The organism is Flavobacterium phycosphaerae (assembly GCF_010119235.1).
Lineage (GTDB): Bacteria > Bacteroidota > Bacteroidia > Flavobacteriales > Flavobacteriaceae > Flavobacterium > Flavobacterium phycosphaerae.
On the sequence record NZ_JAAATZ010000001.1, the window covers coordinates 37909 to 53307 of the forward strand.

11 protein-coding genes are annotated in these 15399 nt (G+C 32.6%); 4 read left to right on the forward strand and 7 right to left on the reverse strand.

What is annotated here, in order from left to right; translation table 11 throughout:
• Nucleotides 1-4: 4 nt before the first annotated feature.
• From GUU89_RS00155 to GUU89_RS00175, 5 genes are all read right to left on the reverse strand, one after another.
• Complete coding sequence (locus GUU89_RS00155) at nt 5-1651, reverse strand: hypothetical protein (RefSeq protein ID WP_162126056.1); 1647 nt, start codon at nt 1649-1651, stop codon at nt 5-7.
• 2 nt (nt 1652-1653) lie between these two features.
• Nucleotides 1654-7269 carry a hypothetical protein gene (locus GUU89_RS00160; RefSeq protein WP_162126057.1) on the reverse strand — a complete coding sequence of 1872 codons (5616 nt, stop codon included), beginning with the start codon at nt 7267-7269 and terminating at the stop codon, nt 1654-1656.
• A 4-nt stretch (nt 7270-7273) separates the two neighbouring features.
• Entirely contained in the window at nt 7274-7870 is a 597-nt protein-coding gene (locus tag GUU89_RS00165; RefSeq protein ID WP_162126058.1) for a hypothetical protein, read from the reverse strand.
• A complete protein-coding gene (locus GUU89_RS00170; RefSeq protein WP_162126059.1) occupies nt 7854-8345 on the reverse strand; it encodes an OmpH family outer membrane protein in 492 nt (163 codons plus the stop codon). Before GUU89_RS00170 ends, GUU89_RS00165 begins: the two co-directional genes overlap by 17 nt.
• A 505-nt stretch (nt 8346-8850) precedes the next feature.
• Nucleotides 8851-10134 (reverse strand): tyrosine-type recombinase/integrase, encoded by a 1284-nt coding sequence (locus tag GUU89_RS00175; protein WP_162126060.1) that lies wholly within the window; start codon nt 10132-10134, stop codon nt 8851-8853.
• Nucleotides 10135-10552: 418 nt separating this feature from the next.
• Here GUU89_RS00175 and GUU89_RS00180 point away from each other — a divergent pair, with 418 nt between their 5' ends.
• The 4 genes from GUU89_RS00180 to GUU89_RS00195 are packed head-to-tail and all read left to right on the forward strand — an operon-like array spanning nt 10553 to nt 14263.
• A complete protein-coding gene (locus tag GUU89_RS00180) occupies nt 10553-11449 on the forward strand; it encodes a MerR family transcriptional regulator (RefSeq protein WP_162126061.1) in 897 nt (298 codons plus the stop codon).
• Nucleotides 11450-11501: 52 nt separating this feature from the next.
• Nucleotides 11502-12962: a phytoene desaturase family protein gene (locus tag GUU89_RS00185; protein ID WP_162126062.1), complete on the forward strand. Its 1461-nt coding sequence runs from the start codon at nt 11502-11504 to the stop codon at nt 12960-12962.
• 12 nt (nt 12963-12974) lie between these two features.
• A complete protein-coding gene (locus GUU89_RS00190) occupies nt 12975-13814 on the forward strand; it encodes a phytoene/squalene synthase family protein (RefSeq protein ID WP_162126063.1) in 840 nt (279 codons plus the stop codon).
• A gap of 5 nt (nt 13815-13819) precedes the next feature.
• Entirely contained in the window at nt 13820-14263 is a 444-nt protein-coding gene (locus GUU89_RS00195) for a sterol desaturase family protein (protein WP_162126064.1), read from the forward strand.
• Between the two features lie 46 nt (nt 14264-14309).
• Here the strand turns inward: GUU89_RS00195 and GUU89_RS00200 are convergent, their stop codons facing one another.
• Nucleotides 14310-14843 carry a DUF4252 domain-containing protein gene (locus tag GUU89_RS00200; RefSeq protein WP_162126065.1) on the reverse strand — a complete coding sequence of 178 codons (534 nt, stop codon included), beginning with the start codon at nt 14841-14843 and terminating at the stop codon, nt 14310-14312.
• 7 nt (nt 14844-14850) lie between these two features.
• On the reverse strand, nt 14851-15390 hold the full coding sequence (locus tag GUU89_RS00205; RefSeq protein ID WP_162126066.1) for a DUF4252 domain-containing protein: 540 nt from the start codon (nt 15388-15390) through the stop codon (nt 14851-14853).
• Nucleotides 15391-15399: the final 9 nt, after the last annotated feature.

A 15399-nucleotide genomic window follows, 5' to 3' on the forward strand; every position in this document is an offset into this window, starting at 1 on the left:
GGACCTAAAAAACAAGTTTATTACTTAAATCATCCAATATTTTTACATTTGAAACACCTGTATTAGAAATATTTTTCACATTTATTCTATAACTAAAAACTTCGCCAGGAGAACCATCATTAACCGAACCAAAAAGGGCTGGTGTTCCTGAAGAATTTAGCACCTCACTTTCATCTGGATTATAGCGAATAATATACTTATTAGCTGTTAATTGTTGACTGCATGAAGCAACTGTTGAATATCCAGCTCCATTGGAAGAATTATGGGCAGTGTCAATAGTATCATAATAAAGATGACAATAAAAAGGCACCTGACCCGAAGGTGGACTAAGCAAATTATATCGATATGAAATATTGAAATTTAAGGTTAGTGGTTCGTTAGGAATAGTACAATTATAAGTCCATTTAACTTTTGTAGTGGCTAAAGGAGTTGAGGAAGGCGCATACGGTACATAATTACCTGATGAATTTAAATATTCAACTACAGGAGTAATACCACAGGCGGTTGGTGGTGAGTTCGTAATTGAATTTATAAGAAAACCAGAGGGCACATCAGCTATAAAAAATATCCTGTTATAATTACTTCCAGGCGTAATACTTACATTATAAGTTGCAGTCAAATAATTAGAAACATTGCAAACACTAGGACAAGGCAACGTGGGTGCTGTAACCGCAATATTTGATCCTCCTCCTCCGTTACAATCAGTACAATTAACACCCGATAATGACGTTGTAAACTCATGGCTTAGCGATTGATATGTTAAATTACTTCCACAATTGGAAGGTTTTTGACCAGTTGCGTATGTTATAGGCTTGAAAAATGGAGTGCTATTGCAGATATTACATGGGTATTTAACATAAACATAAAAGGTTAAAGGATACGACCAAATAGTCATAGGTAGTGGAGTACTAGGATTAGTAAATACATTCCAACTTATGGTTTGCGAATTTGGTGGACTTGAACCTGAAGGAGGTAATAATGCAATCGGATTATTGAAATCTAAATTCTGATTATATACACCAATTACCGTCGCACATGACGACAATTGCAAAAAAGCTTTAGCATTAGTATAATTAAGACAATTCCCGGGATTCGCAATTCGATACTTATACTTAACAACTGTACCAGCACAAATATTTGTAGTATTAGTCGGCTCAACCTGTGATAAATCTGTATCTAGTTTATCTGTATTGTTAATTGTCAGCAAAGGCGATTGATAAACTGCAGGACTTGGCGAACAAGTTCCGTCATAAGTACTTAAAGTAGCTATCAATGACTGAGCAGTAAAACATTCTCCAGTTGGCACATAAAAAGTAATATTAAAATTTAAGATACCACTAGTAGTGCTATTTATATTTGATATTGTAACAGTTCTGTTATAAATATTATTATTATCCTGACTAACGGAAGCCCCCGTAGGAAGTTGCGATGAAGAATAAATCAAACTTCCTGAATTAAATACAATCTTTTGATAACAACTTGAAGATGATGGTAAATTAATATTAAAGCTTAAAGCAAGGGAAGTTCCTCCAGTCAAGGTAGTTGGACTACTAATATTTGGACTACTTGTCAATAAAGCAATAGTATTAGATTGTCCATGAGCCAATAAAGTTACAAATAGGATCGTTATTGATAAAACTAGTTTTTTCATATCTATTGTTTCTTTTTAGTTGAGGAATTGATTGTCGTCTTAGCCTTTTCAAAAGACTTATTTCTTGTTCCTTCTGTATCAGCATCAATAGGACACCCATCAACTCTTCTTATAAATTGTACACTACGACCAGGGTAAACAGCAACACTATTGTTTCCTGTATGAGATTTTTTATCTGTTATATAAGCATTGTCTTTATCATAAACTCCTTGAGAAAAACCAAAATGAGGCTTTAGAGATGCCGATTGATTAAGTAAAATATTCATAGGATCATAATCTTCAAAACCATCAAATCCAATTTCTCTATACTTTGCATTTGAAACAACTGCCATAGGTAACGTATATCGATATCCATATTGGGCAGAAGAAAATCTTTTTAATGCATCCATATTTTCAAGTTCAACGCCATATGGACTGAACATTGTAACTTGGCTCGCAAAAGTCCAACCAGCCATGTCTATATACCAATCCTGACTTTTCAATTTATAAAATGGGCTGAATTTTTTGAAAAAACCTGTTTTACGTCTATTGGTAGTTTCAAAATTATTACGTCCCGTTAAGTATGCATAAGACTTAATTGCTCTCCAATCACCTTTAATATTATACAAATATGGGTTTACTGGAGTTTCAGGAATAGCGTTCAAAAAACCGTATTCATTAGGTAGATTATTTTCGCATTGTGATTTCCAATCATCACTATATTCAATAGCATTGGCATTGATTACCTTAACACTAGTCACATCATTACTGCTGTCATAACCAAATGAATCATTTCCTAATTGGGATCTTAAATTTCCGTTTATATCTAAAATAGGGTTCTTCATTAATGTGATTGATGCCATAGCTAACATTTGCTGATTTCTATTTCCAGAACGAATAATTTTAAAATGCAAATCGGAAGGCTGATTGGATGAATCTATAATTTCACCAGATTTATTCATTAGTCTAATATGATTGCTACTAATAGCATAAACCCAAAGTTTTGTATTTAATCCATTGTCATCAAAGAATAACTCATCACCTACTTTAAAAAACTTATTGATATTATTAGCAGGTACTAAAGGTGAATAACCATTAAGATAAAAATAAGAATCACCTGAAGTAATAGTTTCTGCTAATTTGCCTGATAAATCAATATTTTCAGAAGCCATTCCCATATTTTTATAGTACCAATAGGATGGGAAATTAAAACTATAGTACTTCTCATCAAATTCGTTTATAGTTTGAGTAAGCAACACTTGACCTGTTTTTGCATCCCAAGCAAGATTTTTGGTTGCAATTCGCGACCCTAAATCATAGGCAACTGTTTCAACCAAAACAGCTGTTTTATGAATTACTTTAGTAGTTGTAGCGGTTCTTAACTGTGATTCGTTATACGCCTCTCTCGGCAAAACAATAGGAACAAAAACAGGCCAGATACCTGCTAAGAATGAGGCTATATTAGCATCAAATCCATAGGATTGAGTTACCGTTCTACTTTCATTAAAATCATTAATCACATCATAATTAATTCCAAGTAGTGATTTTTCATTAATTTTCCCATGTTCATCTATAGTGGTGAACACACTACTTAATTTTCCAGTAGAATCAACGTTATAATTGTAATCTACCCTTGAAATTGGAGAATTTTGATTTTCTGCATACACTTTTTGCGATTTAACCTTTCCATCCATATCATTAGTCTCAATAGTAAAACCTTGTGAGGCTGTTAAATGACTTTGAGCATAAACACTTAACATTTGTAATAATGGACTTTTATAATCGTAGAGTCTTACATCATAATCTGTATAATCAACTATAGTAGGAAAATCTTTAGTGGTATAATGTTCCGTTACAACCTTTCCTGTTGCGTGTTTTTTTATGAATTTATTATCATCAAATTCATTTTTCTTATTTAAATTAGTAACGGTAACTCTTGAGTAAGTAACTTTTGGGCAAGGGAAAAAATTCTCACCAAAAGGTTTTTCTACATAATTAGTTTCCCTAGGAGCTCCTATTCTCTCTGCATAATTTTGATTGTCATTACCATAAAAAGGTTCTACAAAAGGATTTTCAGGTGAAGCATTAGGCTCAAATGTAGCGACACCACTTGACCCAACACCGTCTTCCAATGTATAGGTATATTCTTGTCCGTACATTTCTCCATAAATAGGATTGTCCTCATTATTCATGACATCCCAATTATCGCTTAATTCAATTTTCTTAACCCTTAAGCCTCCACCAAATTTTTTACCAATAGGATTTTCCAATCTAATCCATGATCTCGCTTTATCGAATTTATCAGCACAATGCTTTAATTCTAAAGCTCTATTTGGTCCCGTAAAAATTTCAGCCATCGAACCAATACTATACACTAGATTTTTAACAATTGATACAAATCCAGCGCTAACTTCATCTCCACCACCATAAACAAATCTATTCAAGTAAGTCCTTCCGTATCCCCAACCCGATTTTGCTATAGGGTTAACCTCATCACTGCCTGTAAATCCTCCATCTTTTCTTAAAAATTTTAGGGGGAGGGAAACAACGCCATCATTAACTTGCATGTCTTGGATTCTTTTTTGGTCAATTTCAAAATAACCGGAAACATAATCATAACTTGATGCATGCATACTAATTAAAAATTTGAAGTAAATAGGTTTATACATGTTTTCAGACAAGTAATTATCTTTAAATTGTTGAACAGTTATACTAGGATTGTTAGTTTGTACATAGATAAATCTATTATGTCCTCCACTAAGAGTGTATAATCGGTCACTATAACTACTTGGTGGCCCATCTGGCGTTGCTCCACCTGCTCCAATCACCTTAAACATCTGCATAGCCTTTCTGTTTTGAACATACTTATAATCGTCACTTTCTGTGGTAATTTTTATAGTTCCGCCGGAAGGTAGTTGAATACTTTTTAGTACCCACATAGCGGTATTTTGATCAGCGGTATTTTGGTCTTGTTCAACAAAAGGGAAGTCTGTAGTGGGCAAAAATGTCGAATTAGTCTTGTAGTTCCCCCAAATATCAAACGATTTAATACTGTAATCTGCATTTGATTCAATACTATCTTCATTATAATGAAAAACATATGGTGTAAACTTACCCATGTTTGAGGATCTATAGGTAAAATACAAGCTTTCTAAAGTTAATTTTCCTTGATCATTATCTGAGGACGGGATTTTTTTACATAATGAATAATTATAATTAAAATGAGCCGTTTTTATAGGTTGAACAGCAATTGGATTAGCGGCATTGGCAGCCTGAGCCTCATCAAGAGTAATATTTTTAGCTATTAATTCCGTCTTTGAATACAAACGTATTGTTTTTATACACTTCATTGATGCTGATCCGGCTCCACCATCCTGATTAATAACTCCCATCGCATCATGTCTGTCCTCTAAATCGATAAAAGCAACGTGTGTTTTGGTTTCAATTCTCTTAAGATAGGTTAGCTCTTTTTCTCCATATATATAATTACCTTTTTGATCTTTACCACTACATTTTAAACCTTCGTTAAAGGAAGCTTTAAATCGTTTAAATGGAACTCTCCATTTATAGTCAGATATATAATTTGGGTCACCTTTACTAGTATAGTCAAATTTAGTATAACTTCCTAAATCATCATCTGATGGACCATCGTTACTAATATCTTCATAATCGGTAGAAAGTACACTGGTCAGTAAAAAAGTATGGGCATATTCTGGAGTTGTTACTCTATTTTCATAACGGTCACTAAAAGCGCTAGAATTTTGTGACATAGAGGAGCTATAGCTTATTAAACCATTTTGAATATCATTGTCAGGTATTGATTGATTTTGCCCTGATACGTCAAAAGTTGCTTCAACTTTTTTTGTATTGTATACTGATTTACCAAAAACATAGGTTGATCCATTATTTTGTAATACCTTCATTCCAGCCGTATGGTAATCTTTTGCAAAAGTGTTTCTGAAAACAAATTTGCCATCAGCTTCTTTAGCTGTAATTTTTTGAATGGTTTGATTTCTTAAAAGTCTCCCTGAACGCTTTATTTTAGTGGTTACAGGGATACTATTCGGAGTGTAATTTGTTGCTGCTTGAGCCAAATTCACATTAGGTTTAAACATATATATAGGCAACACGCTTGGGTTTATTTCATCAAGGTCTAATTGCAGCCTTAAAGGTCTTTCCTCTCTAATACGTCCTGTGTATAAATTAATTTCATTGTCTACATCTAATTCTCCTACAAGTTTAAATGTTATAGGTTCGTATAAAGGGTTCTTGTTAATATCTTTATTGCTCTCAGAAAAAACAGGTAAGGCGAAATTATTATTTTTCCAAATACCTGTTTTACTATTTGTAGGGGCATCATTAAAATTAACACCTCCATGTATTAAATTCCCTCCGCCAAATTCAGCGCCAAAACTATTACTCGAACTAAAATCAGCTACATCATCATTATACAGGTAGCTAACTTGGGATCTAATAGGCCTAAACATACCTGAGACTCCCTGTCCTTCAATATTATAAATATCATACGTATAATTAGTTACCGGTAAAGCATTGGTGTTTTTTGAAATAACCTGCTCCTTTTCTCTATTAAAATCCAATACGCCTTCTCTTCTGTTTTTATATTGAGTATTTTCGTAACCAAATGCGGCAACATTTCTGTTTTTATAGGATTCATCAATACTTTGAACAGATCCATAGCCTGTGATTCTTACCTGACCTTCTAAACCAAAAATTTCACCTCCTAAAGTGGCATTAAACGTTTTATTATTATTATTGTATGCAATTCGTTTGCTAGGAGTGTAACTCTGATTATTAAATGAAAGACTGCCTCCCATTGAAGCACCACCTCCGGAATGTGTACCTGTATGATCTTTAGTATCATCATATTTGTCCGTTCCTTCTTTATAGGCTTTATCATTTTTCTGAACCGTACCTGTAGAAATAGACATACCCATATTCTCCAATCCTTTTCTACTATTCAATCCAGCCGAAAGCCCCAGAGAAGCAGTAGTATTTCCTGTTATTTTTGTTGACAATCCTATCGAAGGAGATAAAGTCGCTCCTTCTTCAACATTACCGGAAAGACTTACTCCTACTTCACCTATTCCACCCAATGAGTATGACACACCTATAGATGGCGTGAACGAAACACCATTATAATTATTATACTGAGCACCCAATCCGAGGCTAAAAGGTGTATCGTTACCAAAAAGAGCCGGAGATAAATTAAAATTACATCCAACGGTAACATTATCTTTCATATTATTTTTATAATTAACCAAATCCCCCCGAAAATCATCAGGCAATCCTCTAACCTGTCTTGTCACTTGTCCAACATTTAAATTCCAACCTAGTCCTACCCATGAGGCTTCTTGATCCATAGTAACCCCTGAGTCATAAGCAAGATTTATAGGATACCCTCCAACATCCATTATCGGTATGTTGTAATTAAAGTCTCCTGAGGTGAGACTAACCATATCTGAGGTAGATAGAGGTGTAAAAGAAGTGAATTCAGGCTGTTTAGGCCCACTTGTCAAGGCATACATCCTTATAGGCTGTGTCATTTCAATAAATAACATTAATACCAAATAGTATATAACACCTTTTGTAAACTTGCTGGTACGGATTGCTTTAAACATATAATTACAGTTTTAATATTGGATCTTTAAATCTAAACTTGAGAGTTCCGGTTTTGAATAATTTATCTTGATACACTAATTGTATATGATCATTGGGGTTAATACCAGAGAAAAACAACAACAATTTGTTTTTAGGAGCTATTTTAAATGTTCTTTCAAATAGGGCTCCTGTACACGCTATGGTGTCGTGTTTTGATGTTACAACAGTAAAATCATTTTGAATGCTAAATGATAGGTATTCCACTGATTTTTCATAATTCAAATTAGTATACTTTTCCTGAAGTAAATCTTCCTCATAATCCTGTTCAAAAGTAAATTCAATAACTCTTTCTCTTTTATTGACTTCATATATTGAATCAACTTTTATCAAATCCGAATTACCCATATTCTTGAGTAAATAATATTGTATAGGAACTTCGGTTGCTTCAAAATTAATTCCATCTGCTTTTTGCAAATGTCTTTTAGATTTCCAGCCTTGTTTTTCTAAATTGAAATACCGAAATCTAATATCAGAATCATCCAATTTACTTTCTTCATCATTCTTACAGGACAAGGCAAGCACACACAACACGAAACAAAGCGCTTTATTGAAAACCTTCATATCTTTTATTTAGATAGTCCAACAATAAAACGGTAACATCTTTATCCTTTTTTCCATACAAAAGTTGCTCCTTGCCATTAGAGCCAATAACTAAATCATAGTGCTTCAATTCAGCAAAGTCCTTGGTGTAGTTCGAAATTCTTTCCCATATCTTTTCGGAATTTGACTGACTGTAATTTGATTGAAATTCTTCTATAGCTTGCTTTTGATTGATTAATTGTTGCATTATTGCTGATCTTGAAGTATTGTCAGCAGCTTTATTAAGTAAAAATTGCAACGAGTCTAATTGGATTTTTTTGAATCGCAATTCTTTTTCTCCGGCTTCTTTAAGTTCTTTAGTCATCCTAAATCCTTCAAATAATTTATAATTATCCACATAAACAATCGAATTATTAGCATTTTTGAAATATAAAATGGTAAAACCGGAAATAAATAAAATAAACAATAAAAGTAGTAGTGGGAATTTTTTAAGCATATAGATTACAGGTTTTTAGGCAAATAGTTATTGTTAATTTTTTCATAAATCTAAAACTTTTTTTCTTACAAAAAAAATATAATTAGAAAAAAAACAATAAAAAAATGAAGTCTGCCGAAAACAAAGGGATAAGAACACAATAATAAAATTATAATCAAATTCTTTCAGTCAAAAAAATTAGTTCAAAGCTGATTTTAAAAAAAAGCAACTCAAATTATTAAAAATAAGAGCTAGGAATTATGATCTTGCTTTAGGAAAATGAAGAATAATAAATGAAGCATCTATGACTTATAATCATGCTAGCTAAAAAGCGTAATGTAATTTCTTATTGTAAATGAAATTGATAATACAACATAAATATATATTATACTTTTGTATTGCTTAAAACAAAGTGTTAGAACTGTTACCCTATAGTTGTACCTATAAAAATAAATCTTTGCTAAGCCTTGAAAATACTGATATAATCTAAAGAATAGCGGAGCCTCTTTCTACATAACCAATTTGCTCAATGAAAAAAAGAATATTTCGCAATTCTTTTAGCATTCTCCACTTTTTCAACCTTTACATAATTTAGAAAAACACGCTCCGTTTTATGGCCACTAATAGCCATTATATCTTGAATTGGCATTCCAGATTTATAGGCATTTGTACAAAATGATCTTCTGGCTGTGTGCGAGGAAACAAGTTTATATTTAGGGAATTCGTATTCTACTTCCTTTCCACCTTCAGTTCTTCTTATAATATGATTTTCAGTAATATTTGCTCTTTTACAGATTTTTTTAATGTTTTCATTAATAACCTTAAGATGTTGATATTTAGGTAAGCTCCCCTTATATTTATTGATGATATCATTGACGACAGAATTAAGGGGTATAATAACTGTACTTGAAGTTTTGATTTGCTTTATTTTAAAATATTTCACGTCAGCTTCTGTGAAAATTATTTGATTTGTCTTTTTAAGTAACGATAGTATATCAGAAATTCTCAATCCTGTATTACATCCAATTAAAAAAATATCTCTAACAATTTCTAAGACAGAATTTTGTAGATCTAAATCCATAATTCTCTTTAGTTCTTCCGTAGATAAATAAACATGATCTATCTCTTCTGCAAATTTGGAAAAATAGTTTTTCTTAAATTCTACATTACTATGTATCCCTTCATCAAAGGCATAACCCAATACTGTTTTAAGTTTTTGAATGATTGTACCAATATAGTTTTTAGAGTAATTTTTGGCGGTCAAATAACTTATATAATCATTGTAAAAATCCCTATTACAATCGTTAAATGAAAAACTTTTTAATTTTCTGTCTTCAATATATTCTTGGAGCCTTGATAATCCAGTTCTGTATGTTTTGATAGTACCTAATGTTAGATTTTTATTAGTGTATGGGCTATTGTTCATGGAATAATAATCTAAAAACCATTCATAGTATTCAATCAAATTTCTCTTGGTAAAATTCGTTTTTTCAGTGTAAATATTATTGCTCTTACCAAAGGCAACATACATTATCTTTTGTGCATGTATTTCAGATAATTCATCTTCGTTGATATACATAATAGATTTGTTGAATTTGAAAATAGCAGCGGATAAATTCAAATTAATATTCGCAGCATTCAATACTGATGACGGAAGTTTTAATCGTTCCTTTTTGGCATCCCATTCTTTAGGGTTAAGAATTGTAAATCCAGTTGAAGTTCTTAACCGAATGTTTCCATATGAATTTCTGTATTCAAAATTAATTGAATAGCTTTTAGTCCCTTTTCTAAGATAAAATCGTGTTTTCATTCCAGTCTTTTTTGATGTTGTTAAAGTTAAATTTTAACAAATTCATGTCAAAAATTTGTGCCCGTTTTTGTGTCCAGTTAGTGGTTTTTCAGTCCACTATTGTCCACATCAACAAAAAAATCATTACAAAAAAGTCTCGAAAAACGTCTTATAAGACGAAAAAGGCATAAAAAAACGACAGTTTATCAATCCCATCGTGGTCACATATGAATAAAAACAGCTGATAAATCAAGGCATTTTTATCAGCTGTTTTTTTATTTCCAAAGAATGCTAGGTTGAAAAACTACGTTAGCCCTTATCTTGATTACTCTTTTGGTTAACAAATTTATCAAGATTTTATTTTTTTATAAAGTATATTTCCAAAAAGCATTGTGCTAACTTTATTTTGTTAATTTTGTTTAATAAATTGAACAAAAACATGAACAATGTTAAAAATGTCTTTAGCATAAAAGACTTAGAAAATCTCACCGGAATCAAAGCGCACACCATACGTATTTGGGAAAAAAGGTATAACGTCTTGGAGCCTATGCGAACCGAAACTAATATTCGTCTGTATGATGTAACAAATCTTCAGAAACTTTTAAACATTACGCTACTTCATAACCATGGCTATAAAATTTCGAATATCTCAAAGCTTTCCAAAGAGCGTATTCCGGAATTAGTCAACGAAATCATCTCTGAGAAAAGCGTAAAACATCATGCCATAAGCTCCTTTAAAATGGCTATGATGAATTTTGATCAGACTTTATTTTTCTCGACATACAACCGATTGCTTTCAGAAAGGTCGTTTCGTGAAGTATTTTATGATGTCTTTATCCCTTTAATTCAAGAAGTCGGGATGCTGTGGCAAGCAGATACTATAACACCCGCTCATGAGCATTTTATTTCACATTTAATCAAACAAAAATTACTCACCAATACCGAAGAAGTACAATCAGTGTCTCCATCAAAAGAAGATAAAGTCTTTGTGCTTTATCTACCTATGAATGAAATTCATGAGTTGGGTTTGATGTTTTTGAATTATGAAATTCTGAACCATGGTTATAAAACTATTTATCTTGGTGAAAGTGTTCCGCTTGACAGTTTAAAAGATTTAAAAAAGTATTTCGACAACATTATATTTGTCTGCTATATGACTGTTGAACCTAACAAATCAGAGGTAAATGACTACATTAAAAAGGCAAAAAAAGAAATCTTAGAGGAATCTTCCAGTTTATGGGCCATTGGTAGAGCTACTGAATCTATTGAAAAAGAGCAATTGGATGAAAAATTTAGTATATTTAATTCCATCAAAGGGTTAGTCGATTTTTTATAATTGCGAAAAACATTTTTTATTGTTTAACTTTTTTGTATTTTTGTTAAACAATATGAAAAAACAAATCAAAATAATAGGTTCCGGATTTTCTTCATTAGCTGCTGCTTGCTATCTGGCACAACAAGGGCATGAAGTCACTATTTATGAAAAAAATGCTACCATAGGCGGAAGAGCACGTCAGCTCAAAAAAGACGGTTTTACTTTTGACATTGGTCCAACGTGGTATTGGATGCCCGATGTTTTTGAACGCTTCTTCGCTGATTTTGGTAAAAAACCATCCGATTATTATGAACTTATAAAACTGTCGCCTGCTTATCAGGTTTATTTTGGCATCAATGATTTTGTAACCATAGCCGATAACCTTCCCGAAATCATTATTGCTTTTGAAACCATTGAAAAAGGAAGTGGTCAAAAACTGGCTGCTTTTATGAAAGAAGCTCAAGGTAACTATGATATTGCCATCAAAGATTTGGTTTATCGCCCGGGAGTTTCCCCTTTAGAATTAGTCACTTTGGAAACCGCTAAAAAAGTAAATCAATTTTTTGGCAACATCTCCAAAGACATTCGCAAACGCTTTACCAATAGCAAACTAATCCAAATCCTGGAATTCCCCGTACTTTTCTTGGGAGCTAAACCTTCGGATACACCTTCCTTTTATAGCTTTATGAATTTTGCAGATTTTGGTTTAGGGACTTGGCATCCAAAAAACGGTATGTATAGTGTTATTTTGGCCATGGAAAAATTAGCCAAAGAACTTGGTGTGACTATAATTACCGAGGCCAATATCGAAAAAATTAATGTTGACAATGGCATAGTTACCAGTCTTACTGTGAATGGAGAAACTATAAAAGGTGATATCATTGTAAGCGGTGCCGATTACCATCACAGCGAGAGTTTACTAGACGAAAAGTACCGAGGCTATAAAGAAAGATACTGGGAGAATAGAACATTTGCTCCTTCTTCCCTCCTTTTCTATGTTGGTTTTGACAAAAAAATTGAACATGTAGAACATCATACTTTGTTTTTTGATGTTGATTTTGATGAACATGCCAAAGCCATTTATGATAACCCGGAATGGCCCGACGAACCATTGTTTTACGCCAGTTTTCCATCAAAAACGGATAAAAATTCCGCACCTGATGGTAAAGAGGCTGGAATATTTTTAATACCGTTAGCACCGGGTTTAGAGGACATACCGGAAGTTAGAGAAGAATATTTTGAAAAAATAATTACCCGATTTGAAAAACTGACTCAGCAATCAGTACGAGAATCAATTATCTTTAAAGAATCCTTTTGTGTAAACGATTTTATTAAAGAGTACAATTCATACAAAGGGAATGCCTATGGGTTAGCCAATACCTTGTTGCAAACCGCTTTCTTAAGACCAAAATTGAAAAGTAAAAAAGTTTCTAATCTCTATTTTACCGGACAATTAACTGTTCCCGGACCCGGTGTCCCACCAGCATTAATATCAGGAAAACTAGTAGCTGAACTCATTGCAAAAAATCTATAACTCATTGTTTTTATGAAATCAATTTTTGACACCGTATCGTTTGAATGCAGCCGAAATGTGACTAAATCATACAGCACCTCTTTCTCGGCAGCTGTAAAAATGCTGGCCCCAAGCATTCGTCAGGATATTTACAATATTTATGGATTTGTTCGCTTTGCCGATGAAATTGTAGATACCTTTCACGACTATAATAAAGAAGCTTTATTTGAAATGTTTGAAAAAGATTTAGCAAGCGCTTTGGAAAACAAAATCAGTTTAAATCCGATCTTAAACTCTTTTCAGCATACCGTTCATAAATACCATATTCCACAAACTATGATAGACGCCTTCATGAAAAGTATGCGATTGGATTTACATAAAACAAATTACCATTCGTTTGCCGAATATCAAGATTATATTTATGGCTCGGCAGATGTAGTAGGATTAATGTGTCTCAAAGTTTTTGTAAACGGAGACACAAAAAAGTTTGATGAATTAGAACAAGCTGCCATGCGATTAGGTTCTGCCTTTCAAAAAGTTAATTTTCTTCGTGATTTAAAAGCCGATTTTGAAGACTTAAATCGAAGTTATTTCCCCAATGCCGATTTATCCCGTTTGGATGAATGCTCAAAAAATGCCATTATCAAAGAAATTGAAGCTGATTTTGAAGCCGGTTTTCAGGGTATTGTAAAACTCCCTTTGGAAGCTAAATTTGGTGTCTATACTGCTTATGTGTACTACAAAAAACTTTTATCCAAATTAAAAAAGACACCTTCTATGGAAATAAAAAATACCCGAATCCGAGTTCCTGATTATGAAAAATTTGGTTTATTAGCCAAATGCTATGTTAATTATCGTTTGAATTTAATATAACCATCATGTACATCCATATCATAGTTTTTATCCTTACTTTTTGCATCATGGAATTCATGGCATGGTTCAGTCACAAATACGTAATGCACGGTTTCTTATGGCATTTGCATGCTGATCATCACAAAAAAGACCACGATTCATGGTTTGAGCGCAATGATGCTTTCTTTATTTTTTATGCCGTAATAAGTATTGGTTTCTTTTTGTTGTGGCAAAATAATATACTCCAAATAGGTTTAGCTATCGGACTTGGCATTTTTGCTTATGGTTTGGCGTATTTTACCGTTCATGACATTTTTATTCATCAGCGTTTTAAATTATTCCGTAATGCTAACAACCGTTACGCAAAGGCCGTTAGAAGGGCACATAAAATGCATCACAAGCATATAGGAAAAGAAGATGGCGAATGTTTTGGTATGTTAATTGTTCCGTTTAAATACTTTAAAAAATAAAAAAGTCCCGAGTAATTCGGGACTTTTTTCTAACTAACCTAATCAATTATTTTACAAATCCTTGTAATGGCTTCAATTGTTCCATATCAATATTGGAGCTTTTCAAAATGGATAGCATATTGATGATATTATTAGGATTCATATCATTGCCTAAAATACGAACCACAGCAAAACCGTTTTCTTTCTTTTTGGCAAACAACACAAACTCATCTATATCATTTTCATCACCTATATAACTTATGGAAGCTCCGTCTTTCCCGGAACCAATTTTCATTAGCTCCTGATAGGTTTTTCCTTTTAAAATATGAGTGACTTTTTGGCTTTCCTCTTCATATAATGCCTGATTGTTTTTATCCGATTTGAAAGCAATGATATTCATCTTATCAAAAGATGCTAATGCTGTTTTTTGTTCGGCGGTGAGTTTGGCTTTATCAGCATTCAAAATACTTGACGAAACGTCTAAAGCAATAAAATCTTTCTTTTCAGCATTATCAACAAAATACTTTTGAAGAGAAGGCTCGCTATTGCAACTTAACAAAAAGAGAGAGAGCAATGCGGCAGTTAAAACAGAGAGTTTCATATTTTATTTATTTAGAACCTTTAGACCCTTTTGAACCTTTTGAAGCATTTTTTAAATCATCGCCTCCAGGCAATTTCATTTTATCTGTCAACACTGAAAGCTCATCCAAATCAAAGTTTCCGGTTAATGACATTAATACTGATTCTTCTTTACCTCCACCTTCAACAAACATTAAAAGTTCTTTAATTTGCGAATCAGTAGCACCTGATTTTACATAAATTTTTACGCTTTTCCCTTTTTCGTTAACGCGCATTAATTCTTCAAGGGCAGATGATTTAATATATTTATCGGATACCGATTTCATTTCATCTCCTTTTTTATCGTTAGAAGTAACAAATACTTTCAGGTTATCCAATTTTTTAATCAGATTGACATATTGTTGGGTTTCCTTGTCTTTTACATCCATTTTACTTAATAAGGCAAACATTTTTTTATTGACAATGACAGCCGTTATATCTTCCTGACCGTCAAATTTGTCAAAAACAGATTGAGCAAAAAAAGTGTTAGCCGTTAATACCAATACTATACTTAAAATTAATTTTCTCATGATTTCTAG

Excerpts from the sequence above, each read along its gene's own strand:
- GUU89_RS00155 (WP_162126056.1), bottom strand. The coding sequence starts at position 1,651 with ATGAAAAAACTAGTTTTATCAATAACGATCCTATTTGTAACTTTATTG.
- GUU89_RS00205 (WP_162126066.1), bottom strand. The coding sequence starts at position 15,390 with ATGAGAAAATTAATTTTAAGTATAGTATTGGTATTAACGGCTAACACT.
- GUU89_RS00175 (WP_162126060.1), bottom strand. The coding sequence starts at position 10,134 with ATGAAAACACGATTTTATCTTAGAAAAGGGACTAAAAGCTATTCAATT.
- GUU89_RS00160 (WP_162126057.1), bottom strand. The coding sequence starts at position 7,269 with ATGTTTAAAGCAATCCGTACCAGCAAGTTTACAAAAGGTGTTATATAC.
- GUU89_RS00165 (WP_162126058.1), bottom strand. The coding sequence starts at position 7,870 with ATGAAGGTTTTCAATAAAGCGCTTTGTTTCGTGTTGTGTGTGCTTGCC.
- GUU89_RS00185 (WP_162126062.1), top strand. The coding sequence starts at position 11,502 with ATGAAAAAACAAATCAAAATAATAGGTTCCGGATTTTCTTCATTAGCT.
- GUU89_RS00180 (WP_162126061.1), top strand. The coding sequence starts at position 10,553 with ATGAACAATGTTAAAAATGTCTTTAGCATAAAAGACTTAGAAAATCTC.
- GUU89_RS00200 (WP_162126065.1), bottom strand. The coding sequence starts at position 14,843 with ATGAAACTCTCTGTTTTAACTGCCGCATTGCTCTCTCTCTTTTTGTTA.
- GUU89_RS00190 (WP_162126063.1), top strand. The coding sequence starts at position 12,975 with ATGAAATCAATTTTTGACACCGTATCGTTTGAATGCAGCCGAAATGTG.
- GUU89_RS00195 (WP_162126064.1), top strand. The coding sequence starts at position 13,820 with ATGTACATCCATATCATAGTTTTTATCCTTACTTTTTGCATCATGGAA.
- GUU89_RS00170 (WP_162126059.1), bottom strand. The coding sequence starts at position 8,345 with ATGCTTAAAAAATTCCCACTACTACTTTTATTGTTTATTTTATTTATT.